At 33.3% G+C, this 11357-nt stretch carries 8 protein-coding genes and 1 pseudogene; 6 read left to right on the top strand and 3 right to left on the bottom strand.

Going from position 1 to position 11357, the window contains the following annotated elements:
* A pseudogene (locus PHC28_RS09770) lies at positions 1 to 907 on the bottom strand (DNA mismatch repair protein MutS); the annotation flags it as partial.
* A 152-nt stretch (positions 908 to 1059) separates the two neighbouring features.
* Between PHC28_RS09770 and PHC28_RS09765 the strand changes: the two are divergent.
* From PHC28_RS09765 to PHC28_RS09755, 3 genes are all read left to right on the top strand, one after another.
* Entirely contained in the window at positions 1060 to 1539 is a 480-nt protein-coding gene (locus PHC28_RS09765) for a DUF1573 domain-containing protein (protein WP_300099328.1), read from the top strand.
* Positions 1540 to 1611: 72 nt separating this feature from the next.
* Entirely contained in the window at positions 1612 to 2148 is a 537-nt protein-coding gene (locus PHC28_RS09760) for an RNA methyltransferase (protein WP_300099325.1), read from the top strand.
* A gap of 20 nt (positions 2149 to 2168) precedes the next feature.
* On the top strand, positions 2169 to 4223 hold the full coding sequence (locus tag PHC28_RS09755; protein ID WP_300099322.1) for a T9SS type B sorting domain-containing protein: 2055 nt from the start codon (positions 2169 to 2171) through the stop codon (positions 4221 to 4223).
* A gap of 13 nt (positions 4224 to 4236) precedes the next feature.
* Here PHC28_RS09755 and folK read toward each other — a convergent pair whose 3' ends face one another.
* On the bottom strand, positions 4237 to 5373 hold the full coding sequence (folK, locus tag PHC28_RS09750) for a 2-amino-4-hydroxy-6-hydroxymethyldihydropteridine diphosphokinase (RefSeq protein WP_300099319.1): 1137 nt from the start codon (positions 5371 to 5373) through the stop codon (positions 4237 to 4239).
* A 134-nt stretch (positions 5374 to 5507) separates the two neighbouring features.
* Between folK and sppA the strand changes: the two genes are divergently transcribed.
* From sppA to PHC28_RS09735, 3 genes are all read left to right on the top strand, one after another.
* The gene (gene sppA, locus PHC28_RS09745; protein ID WP_300099316.1) at positions 5508 to 7268 is read left to right on the top strand and encodes a signal peptide peptidase SppA; all 1761 of its coding nucleotides are present in this window, start codon (positions 5508 to 5510) and stop codon (positions 7266 to 7268) included.
* Positions 7269 to 7407: 139 nt separating this feature from the next.
* Positions 7408 to 9987, top strand: a complete 2580-nt coding sequence (locus tag PHC28_RS09740; protein WP_300099314.1) for an AsmA-like C-terminal region-containing protein — start codon at positions 7408 to 7410, stop codon at positions 9985 to 9987.
* A gap of 117 nt (positions 9988 to 10104) precedes the next feature.
* On the top strand, positions 10105 to 11124 hold the full coding sequence (locus PHC28_RS09735) for a LacI family DNA-binding transcriptional regulator (RefSeq protein ID WP_300099312.1): 1020 nt from the start codon (positions 10105 to 10107) through the stop codon (positions 11122 to 11124).
* Positions 11125 to 11136: 12 nt separating this feature from the next.
* Here PHC28_RS09735 and PHC28_RS09730 read toward each other — a convergent pair.
* Positions 11137 to 11357 (bottom strand): DUF2797 domain-containing protein (locus PHC28_RS09730; protein WP_300099309.1); only part of this gene is annotated, 221 nt, incomplete at its 5' end.

Genomic DNA, 11357 nt, shown 5'->3' with positions numbered 1-11357 from the left:
CCATTGGCGAAAGCGTTTTATCAATAACATCAAGAAGCGTGACTGCATTAGGATTGTAACTATGATACAATTCCAAGTTTCGAATTGTAAAACGATCCATCCAAACATATTCATCTTCGGCAATTCTTTGGATCGCTGTTATGTGCTGCACCCGATTATGTTGCGTTTCGGATAAATAATATAAAATTGCGCCCGAAGCGATTATTCCTTCTTTCAATTCTTCGATTCCAAAACCTTTTAAAGAAATAGTTTGAAAATGTTTTGTCAAAGTTTCAAAAGCATAATCTTCTTTATAAATCCAGTCTTCCAAATAAAAACTATGATAATCATCTCCGAAAATTTCCCTAAAATCATTTTTATTGTTTTTTGGAATAAGAACCTCACTCGGATTGAAATTTTGCAATAACTTATCAATATATTCCGCATTCCCTTGAGAAGTTAAAAATTCTCCTGTAGAAACATCCAGAAATGAAATTCCAATCGTTTTATTAGCAAAAAAGATAGCAGCCAGAAAATTATTCGTTTTTGAATGCAAAACTTCGTCATTCATTGAAACACCAGGAGTTACTAATTCAGTCACACCACGCTTCACAATAGTTTTAGTCATTTTTGGATCTTCGAGCTGATCGCAAATGGCTACACGAAGTCCTGCTTTAACCAATTTTGGCAAATACGTATTAATCGAATGATGGGGAAAACCAGCAAGAGCGGTTTCGGTCTCGGAACCAGCACCTCTTTTTGTCAATGTTATCCCAAGAATTTTGGAAGCACGAACGGCATCTTCGCCAAATGTTTCGTAAAAATCTCCTACTCTAAACAACAAACAGGCATCAGGATATTTCCTTTTGATTTCGTTATATTGCTTCATTAAAGGTGTTTCCTTAACCGATTTCTCTTTAGATGACAAAATTTATTTATTTAAAATTTATTAGAAAGCGAATTTATATATTTTATAGCGAATAACGAACACTCTGGAAATTTAAAATATATTTAAGAAAAATTTAGGATGGAGTTTCAATTTTTTATATAAATTTGTCATTCAATCCTAAAAAAATAAAGATGAAAAAAATAGTTACACTTTCAATAGCACTTTTGGCATTTGCTTTTTCTAATGCACAGGAAACTGCTAAAATAGTTAAGTCAACAAAAAAAGCAAAAGCACAAACTACCAAAGTTGCAGCCGTTGTTCTGCCTAAAGTAGAAGGTGCAGGAATGGTTTTTGACACTGAAACTATCGATTACGGAACAGTTGCACACAATGCTGATGGTAATCGTAAATTTGAATTTACAAACAACGGTAATAAGCCATTGATTATTACAAATACTCAAGGTTCTTGTGGTTGTACAGTTCCTACTACTCCAAAAGAACCAATTGCTCCTGGATCAAAAGGAGTTATTGGTGTAAAATATGCTACAGATAGAGTAGGTGCATTTACTAAAACTGTAACTGTTACTTCAAATGCTGAAGGTATGCCAACTAAAGTGCTTACTATAAAAGGAACTGTTCTTCCAGATCCAGCACCAGCAACAAAAAGCTAAAATTTTTATTAGAAATAACGCAAAGGCTTCCTAGTTTTAGGAAGCCTTTTTTATAATTTATTGCCAAATACTATGCGAAAGCTAGAAAATAGTGAACTCGGTCGGAAATCAATTGAAGATTTTAAACAATCAGATAAAACACCAATAATTTTGATATTGGATGATATTCGTAGTTTGAATAATATAGGTTCAGTTTTTAGAACTGCTGATGCTTTTTTGATCGAAAAAATATATTTGTGTGGAATAACGGCAACTCCACCTAATAAGGAAATTCATAAAACGGCCCTGGGAGCAACAGAAACTGTTGATTGGGAATACAGCGAAAATGTTTTAAAAGTTATTGAAGACTTGAAAACGGAAGGAGTTGCTGTTCTGGCAATCGAACAAGTGGAAAACGCTGTTTTTCTTCAGGATTTCGAAGTTGAAAAAGGTAAAAAATATGCTTTGGTTTTCGGAAACGAAGTATTTGGAGTGTCACAAGAAGCTGTTGCAATATGTAATGGTTGTATTGAAATTCCTCAATTGGGGACCAAACATTCCTTGAATATTTCAGTAAGTGCAGGGATTGTGGTTTGGGATTTATTCAAAAAAATGAATTGGTCTAAATAAAAAATCAATACTTTTATGGAATGAAAAATTATGTTTTTTTGAAAATAATTTTGCTTTTATTGTTATTTATTCCAAAAGCAACTTATGCAATAAATCCTCCAGTAATCACAGCAACGGGAAATCAAATTTATTGCCCTGGAACTTCTCTACCTATCGTAGAATCAGTAAATATTAGCTTCGACCCTCTTGACTCAACTACAGATGCTGTTTATATTCAAATCTCTTCGGGTTATGTGTTTGGGCAAGATTTATTATCACTTACAGGAACAAATCCAGATATTCTTTATAGCTGGAGTGCATCTGAAGGAAAACTAAAGTTATTTAGTACAAGCAAACTTCCTTATGCTGATTTTGAAGCAGCAATTAAAAATGTAGAGTATAGCAATTCGTCAATTTCTCCGTCTGGAACTAGAACTTTTTCAATCAGTTTAGGGTCGGGTCAACTAAGTTATTTGCCAAGGAATAAACATTTTTATGAATATGTTAGTTCGCCAGGAATAACTTGGACAGATGCTAAAGCTGCAGCTGAAATAAGAACTTATTATGGATTGCAAGGTTATTTAGCCACCTTAACAGCAGCAGATGAAGCTCAATTAGCAGGAGCGCAAGCACCAGGAGCAGGCTGGATTGGTGGGAGTGACGCGGCAGTGGAAGGTACTTGGAAATGGGTAACTGGTCCTGAAACAGGCACAGTTATGACCTATACAAATTGGAATAATGGGGAGCCTAATAATTTAGGAGATGAAGATTATGCTCATATTACATATGGAGTTGGGCCTAAAGGTTCTTGGAATGACTTGCCAAATACTGGTGACACAAATCCGAGTAGTGCATATTATCCTCAAGGATATATTGTAGAATATGGCGGAATGGTGCCTGGTGATGTTGACAATATTTATATTTCGGCAAGTACTACAATGACAATATCACAAATTACCGTCACAACTCCTAGTGCTATTTGTGGCTCAGGAACATTTGACCTTCAAGCAACTTCAACAACTGGAACAATAGAATGGTATGATGATACAATTGGCGGAAATTTATTAGGAACAGGCAGTAGTTATACTACTCCTTTGATAAATACAACTACAACTTATTATGTCGATAACGGATGTACAAATCGTGCAGCAATTATTGCAACTGTAAATACAATTCCTAATATTACTTCAACAAATACTCCAGTTTCAAGATGTGGATCGGGAACTGTGACGCTTCAAGCAAGTTCTGATATTGGAATAATAAATTGGTATTCAACAGCAATCGGAGGAAGTATTGTTGCAACAGGAAACAATTTTCTAATTTCTAACGCGACTGTAAGGGATACTTTTTATGCAGAAGCCTTTAATAATGGTTGCAGCAATGGGACTCGAACTGCAGTTGAAGTTTTTGTTTATACACCACCAGCAGTTGTAAATCAGGAAGTAACTAAATGCCAATCTTCAAATGTCACTCTTGATGCCTCAGTTCCTGGAATGCTTTATTTATGGTCGCCAACTGGTGAAACTACACAAAAAATAACGGTCTCGTCTTCGGGAATTTATTCGGTAGTTGTAACTAGTCAAGCTCCAGAAAGTTGCAGCAGTACAAAAAAAATTACCGTTGTAGAGCACAATATTCCTGAAATAGATCGAGTTGATGTAAATGAAACTACCGTCGTGATTTATTTGAAACAAGACGAAACTTATTTTGAATTCTCTGTTGACGGAATTAATTATCAAAGTTCGAATGTGTTTTTTGATGTGCCAAGTGGTTTGCAAATGGCTTATGTGAGAGAGGTGAATTTTTGTAGTAGAACTAATCTTCCATTCATTGTGCTTATTACCCCCAAGTTTTTTACTCCAAACGGTGATTCTTATAATGATTTTTGGGAAGTGAAAGGATTGATTAATTATCCACAAGCCGAAGTAAGCATTTTTGACCGTTACGGAAAATTAATTACCGTTTTAAATGCTACGAAACCAACGTGGGACGGAACTTTGAATAAAAATCCTTTGCCTGCCGATGATTATTGGTATGTTTTGAAAATCGACAATACTAAAGCCGAGAAAAGAGGTCACTTTTCGTTGAAAAGATAAACTTGCAGGGAGTTTATTGAACAATCTTCCGTTGAATTTCGTCTAAAATATAAATATAATCTTCCTGATTTTTTACAAAATCACGGTCAGAAACATCAATAATTAAAACATTTAAATCAGTTTGAGATTTAATATAATCTAAGTAGCCGCTATTAATTTTATCTAAATAATCCGCTGGAATATTTTGCTCGTAACTTCTTCCTCTTTTCTTGATATTCTCTAACAACCGCTCCGTATTTTGATACAAATAAACGTATAAATCTGGCTTTGGCATTTCTCTATATACAATATCAAAGAGTGTTCGATACAATCGATATTCATCTTCAGCAAGAGTTATTTTGGCAAAAATTAAGGATTTAAAAATATGATAATCGGCTACAATAAAATCCTTGAATAAATCAAATTGTGCCAAATCATCGGATAATTGTTTGTATCTATCGGCAAGAAATGACATTTCGAGTGGAAAGGCATAGCGGTTTTGGTCTTCGTAAAATTTTGGCAGAAAAGGGTTGTCAGCAAAGCGTTCCAAGACTGTTTTGGCATTAAAATCTTCGGCTATTTTTGTAGTCAAAGTTGTTTTTCCTGCTCCAATATTTCCTTCGAAAGCAATGTAGTTAAATTGTTCCAGAGGAATTTTATCTAACGGATTTTCCAAATTCTGAACTACCTCACAAATACTTTGGTCTGGAGAAATTTCAAGTAATTCGGTAATTTTCTTTTGATAAACAGGATGTTTCCAGTCTAAATTCAAATCCTGCATTGGTAGCAAAACAAACTTTCTGTTTTGCATTAGCGGATGCGGAATTTGAAGATTTTCCGTTTCCATAATTTCTTCGTCGAAAGTGATTAAATCAATATCGATAATCCTAGATTGATAATTTAAAGTGACGCCACGAACCCGACCCATTCGTTTCTCAATATTCAAAATTTGCTCTAAAATTTTGTGTGCAGAACTAAAAGTATGCAAAACCAAAGCGCAATTATAAAAGGCATCGCTTTCAAAACCCCAAGATGGCGTTTCATATAGCTTCGAAACCTTAATTATAGTTCCAATTTCTTGATGAATCAATTGCAAGCAATTTTCTATGTTTTCAAGGCGATTACCTTGATTAGTTCCTAGAGATAAAACGACCTGATGTTGTGATTTCATATTAAACACAAATTAACTAAAACAATTTTAGAATTGAACTATATTTGCCGTCGAGTTGATAACAATTTTTACAGTTTTAAACTTAAATTTGTAACACATCAACAGTTTACACTACTTATTAAAAAAATAAAATTATGAGATTTTTAGGAAATGTGCTGGCAACAGTTATAGGTTTATTTGTGTTTCTAATGTTGTTCGTTTTCGGGATAATAATCATTGCCACAGTTTTTGGTGGTGATTCCGAAGAAATATCCGTGAAAAATAATTCGGTTATCGAATTGAATTTAGAACATATTAAGAACGACTATGCCGGAAAATACAAAGACCCTTGGATGTCGATTTTTTCCGATGGCGAAAAAGTTGGACTTTCGGATATTATCAACGCAATAGAAGAAGCAAAAACGGATAGTGACATCAAAGGAATTTCGATTTTGAATGATGAATCTGAATTGGGAATGGCACAACGAAAAGACCTTCGAGATGCCTTAGAAGATTTCAAAAAATCTGGAAAATTCGTTATGGCTTATGCCAATTCCTATTCGCAAAAAGAATATTATTTGAATTCCGTTGCCAATACAATTTACTTAAATCCAGTGGGAGATTTTGATTTTAAAGGAATGTCTGCCGAAATGATGTTTTTTAAAGATTTACAAGAAAAAACGGGTGTAAAAATGGAAGTAATTCGTCACGGGAAATACAAAAGTGCCGTAGAACCTTTCTTGGAGAATAAAATGAGTGATGCTAATAGAGAACAAATTACATCTTTATTGAATTCAGTTTGGAGTTCTGTTACTTCCGATATTTCTAAAAGCAGAAATGTTTCTGTAGAAAAATTAAACGAAATCGCTGATAGCCTTTTGGCAAGAACACCTGAAATGGCAAAAAACGAAAAATTAATAGATGTTGTGGCTTATGAAGATGTGTATCACGACGCCATTCGAAAAATTTTGAAAGTAGGCAAAGATGAGGATTATAACAAGATAAGCATTTTGGAATATGCCAGAAAAATGACAACTACCTCTGAAAATAGTGATACCAAAGACAAAATCGCCATTATTTATGCACAAGGCGAAATTCAAAGTGGCGAAGGGGATGTAAATACTATAGGCGAAGGGTCAATGCGTCGCTCGTTAATTGAAGCAAGAAAAGATAAAAACGTAAAAGCAATAGTGCTTCGAATTGATAGTCCAGGTGGAAATGCTTTGACTTCGGATTTGATTTGGAGAGAAATCGAATTGGCTAAAAAAGTAAAACCGGTTGTGGTATCAATGGGGAATTACGCCGCTTCCGGAGGTTATTATATTGCTTGTAATGCTAATAAAATTTTTGCCGAAAATAATACTATTACAGGTTCAATAGGTGTTTTTGGAATTTTGCCTAATTTTTCTCAATTGGCAACAAAGATTGGTTTGCATTCTGAACAAGTAAAAACGAATGTTAATGCATCAGAATACAGTCCGTTTTTACCTTTGGACGAAAAATTCAAAGCTGTTACTCTAGAAGGTGTCGAGCATATTTACAAAACTTTTGTTTCGCACGTTGCAGCTGGAAGGAAAATGACCGTAGCACAAGTCGATTCTATTGCACAAGGAAGAGTTTGGTCAGGTTCTGAAGCATTGAAAATTGGACTTGTAGATAAAATTGGAGGATTAGATGATGCCATTCGTGAAGCAGCAACTTTATCCAAAACAAAAAAGTACAGCACTCAAAACTTTCCTGAATTCGAAAAAGACATCAACGATCTTTTGCAAAATTTGCCATTTGCAAAATCTAAGGAATCTTTTATAAAAGAAGAATTAGGTGAAGAAACTTATAGTATTATGGAACAAATAAAAAGGGTACAATCTCGAAAAGGAGTTCAGGCAATAATGCCTTTTGAGATTACTATTCAATAAGTATTTTATACTAATAATCAAGATTATTCCGTTTGAGTAAAATACTTAAACGGATTTTTTTGTCCTGCAAATTAAAGGCTTATTTTTGCACAAAAAGGCAAGGTTTTTGCTAGTTCATTTGAAATTTAAAAATCACATCATGGTAAAGAAAATATTAAAAATTACTGGAATTGTAGTCGTATTATTTGTGGTGGCTTTGTTTGCTATTCCCTATTTTTTCAAGGATCAAATTAAAGCCAAAATTGCTCAATCTATAAATGAAAATGTAGATGCCAAAGTAACTTTTGCTGATGCTGATTTGAGTTTGTTTAAAAATTTTCCTAATGCTAATGTCTCTTTAGATAAATTAGTCATTATCAACAAAGCACCGTTTGAAGGAGATACTTTGGTTTCTCTAGGCGAATTAAATTTAGAAATGTCTATCAAAGAACTTTTTAAAGGCGAAAATGAACCAATGAGTATTGAAGGAATTTCATCGAAAAATGGTTTGATAAACATCATCTTCAACAAAGATGGAATTGGGAATTTTGACATCGCTTTGAAAAACAAAAAAGAGGATAATACTACCAAAAGCAAACCAATGTCACTAAAAATTCAGAATTACGAAATCGAGAATTTTAAGTTTAGATATTTCGACGAAAGTTCAAAAATAAAAATGACAATCGACAGTTTGAATCACGAAGGAACTGGAGATTTTGCCTCACAGAAGCTAGATTTAGTCACAAAATCGACTGCAAAAATTTCACTTTCTATGGATAAAGTCAATTATATGAAAAATGTTTCTTTGACTTTAGACGCCGTTTTGGGAATTGATTTAGAGAAAAGTAAATATACATTCAAGGAAAATAAAGCATTAATTAATCAATTGCCACTCGAATTCGATGGATTTATTCAAATGGTTGATGCGGGTCAGGAATATGATTTGAAATTTAAAACGCCCACTTCTTCCTTCAAAAATTTCTTAGGACTTATTCCATCTGCTTATGCTTCGAGTTTAGACGGAGTGAAAACAACTGGCGATTTCACAGTTGTTGGTTTTGCCAAAGGATCATATTCGGATAAAACAGTTCCGAAATTTAACATCGAAATTGCCTCAAATAATGCTTCGTTTCAATATCCAAACTTGCCAAAATCAGTTCGAAATATTGTAATTGACACTAAAATTATCAACGAAACAGGGGTTTTGAATGATACTTATGTCAATCTCGATAAATTATCTTTTGCAATCGATCAAGATGTTTTTAATGCCAAAGCCAACATTAGAAATATCACTCAAAACGCTATCGTCGATGCCGCATTAAAAGGAACAATCAATTTAGGGAATTTGTCAAAAGCCTATCCAATAAAAATGGACAAACCGCTAACTGGAATTCTAAAAGCCGATGTGACGACAAAATTCGATATGCAATCTGTAGAAAAAAGTCAATACCAAAATATCAGAAATGCAGGGACAATGAGTTTATCAGGCTTTAACTATGCTGATGAAAATGGAAAAACAATGAGCATTAGCAATGCTTTGGTAGTATTTAATCCAAACCAAGTTAACCTAAAACAATTTAACGCATCCACTGGAAAAAGCGATATTAGCGTAACTGGAGTTTTGGATAATTTTTATGGTTTTATGTTTAAAAACCAAGAATTGAAAGGTAATTTTAATATGAATTCCAATCAAATAGCGGTTAGCGATTTTATGACTTCGGGAGAAACAGCCAAAACTGAAACAAAAACTGAAACTGCCGAAGCAATGAAAATTCCAGCTTTCCTAAATTGTACACTTACTGCAAAAGCTAACACAGTTTTGTATGATAATTTGACCTTGAAAGATGTTTCAGGGAAATTGATAATCAAGGACGAAAGAGTTACTTTAGAAAACGTGAAATCTTCTATTTTTGGAGGGACAATTGGAGTGAATGGCTCGGTTTCTACCAAAGGAAAAGTACCAACTTTCGATATGAGTTTAGGATTGAATCAGGTAGATATTGCACAATCTTTCACTCAATTGGATATGCTTAAAAAAATTGCGCCAATTGCAGGAATTATTAATGGAAAATTGAATTCGACCATCAAACTTAATGGAAATCTTGACGATAAATCAATGTCGCCAGACTTGAAATCTATTTCTGGAGATTTATTGGGACAATTGTTTTCAACTACAGTTAGCGCCAATAATTCTACTTTGTTGACAGCTTTGAGTTCTAATGTGAAGTTTTTAGATATGAGCAAACTCAATTTAAACGATGTGAAAGCGGCACTTTCTTTCAAGGACGGAAAAGTAAACGTGAAACCTTTTGATATCAAATATCAAGACATCAAGGCAACTATTGGGGGGACTCACGGTTTTGACCAAAATATGAATTACAACGTAAAATTTGATGTTCCTGCAAAATATCTTGGCTCTGAAGCTAATGCTTTGCTTTCAAAAATGTCTCCAGCCGATGCAGCAAAATTAGACAATATTCCAATAAACGCTTTGTTGTCTGGAAGTTTTAGTAGTCCAAAAATTTCAACGGATATGAAAAGTGCTGTTGCTAATTTGAGTAATCAATTAGTAAAACAACAAAAAGATAAAGTAGTTGCAAAAGGAACTTCGGCTTTGAATGATTTAATCAATAAAAATACTTCAAAACCTGGTGACACGACTAAAACTACAACTCCAAAAGAAGATGTTAAAGCCAAAGCAAGTGATTTGTTGAATGGTTTGTTTAAGAAAAAGAAATAGTCAGTAAGTTAGGCTGTTATTTAACATTAAAATCTGATTTTATTCATTAGTAAGATAATGACTAAAATCAGATTAATATTTTTGTTAATGATTCGTTATTTTTACTACATTTATTGAATGAATAGCGCAAAACTTATTGACATAGCAACAGCATTAGGGATTTCAATAACCACAGTTTCCAAAGCATTAAAAGGATATACTGATGTTAGTGAAGCTACTCGCACAAGGGTTTTAGAAATGGCACAAACCTTAAACTACAAACCCAATGCCAACGCTGTATATCTTAGAACAAATGAAACCAAAACGATTGGAGTTATAATTCCAACGATGGTACATCATTTTTTTTCACTAGTCTTAAATGGTATTTTGGAAGAAGCTGAAAAAAGAGGTTATCTTGTTATCATTTTACAATCAAATGAAAAATATGAGATAGAAAAAAAGCAACTTGATTTACTTCTTCAAAAAAGAGTGGATGGTGTTCTGATTTCTCTTACTAACGAAACAGATGATTTTTCACATATCAATCAAATAATAAAAAATAACACTCCTGTTGTATTATTTGATAAGATTGCCAAAATAGTAAATTGTTCTAAAGTTATTATCAATGACCGAAAAGCAGCTTATGATGCTGTTACATTTTTGATTAAAAAAGGATATAAAAAAATTGCCCATTTTAGAGGTGCTTATATACCACAAAATTCTATTGATCGATTTTTGGGATATAAAAAAGCACTAGAAGACAACAATATTACTTATGACTCAACTTTAGTTTATGTATGTGACAACAATTCAGACTTTGAGGATGGTTATAATAATGCCAAAAAATTAATTGAAGAACACGATGATGTTGATGCTATTTTTGCCATTACTGATTTAGTCGCCATTGGAATCATAAAATATTTTAATGAAATACAAATCAAAATTCCAGAAAAAATTGCCATTTTTGGTTTTAGTAATTGGTATATGTCAACCGTAATATCTCCAACTCTCACTACTGTCGAACAGCCTGGATTTGATATTGGTCAAAGAGCAGCTTCTCTATTAATTGACGAAATGACAAAAATCAAAGCAAAGCTTCCCGTTACTCATCAAATCATAGAAATACCGACCTACATAATTGAGCGGGAAACTACTTAGAAACAAACTATTTTATACTGTAATTTGTACCGAATACCCTTCAGAACTTCTCACATTAAAAACCGTTCCGTCTTCAAAAATTAAATATTGACCTTTTATTCCAGTGAGTTTTCCTTGAAAAACAGGTGTTTTTTCTAAACTCAAGCTGTTTATTTTTTTTGGATATTCTAAAACAGGAAAATGTATTTCGTATAAATCATTTTTTTGCGAATAGAAATATTCTTGCACTTCTG

The sequence above is a fragment of the Flavobacterium sp. genome, assembly GCF_028712645.1.
Lineage (GTDB): Bacteria > Bacteroidota > Bacteroidia > Flavobacteriales > Flavobacteriaceae > Flavobacterium.
This window is presented reverse-complemented; position numbering and strand designations above follow the sequence as displayed.

Bases quoted from the DNA above. Each gene is read 5' to 3' on its own strand.
- PHC28_RS09765 (WP_300099328.1), top strand. From the start codon at position 1,060: ATGAAAAAAATAGTTACACTTTCAATAGCACTTTTGGCATTTGCTTTT.
- PHC28_RS09760 (WP_300099325.1), top strand. From the start codon at position 1,612: ATGCGAAAGCTAGAAAATAGTGAACTCGGTCGGAAATCAATTGAAGAT.
- PHC28_RS09755 (WP_300099322.1), top strand. From the start codon at position 2,169: ATGAAAAATTATGTTTTTTTGAAAATAATTTTGCTTTTATTGTTATTT.
- folK (WP_300099319.1), bottom strand. From the start codon at position 5,373: ATGAAATCACAACATCAGGTCGTTTTATCTCTAGGAACTAATCAAGGT.
- sppA (WP_300099316.1), top strand. From the start codon at position 5,508: ATGAGATTTTTAGGAAATGTGCTGGCAACAGTTATAGGTTTATTTGTG.
- PHC28_RS09740 (WP_300099314.1), top strand. From the start codon at position 7,408: ATGGTAAAGAAAATATTAAAAATTACTGGAATTGTAGTCGTATTATTT.
- PHC28_RS09735 (WP_300099312.1), top strand. From the start codon at position 10,105: ATGAATAGCGCAAAACTTATTGACATAGCAACAGCATTAGGGATTTCA.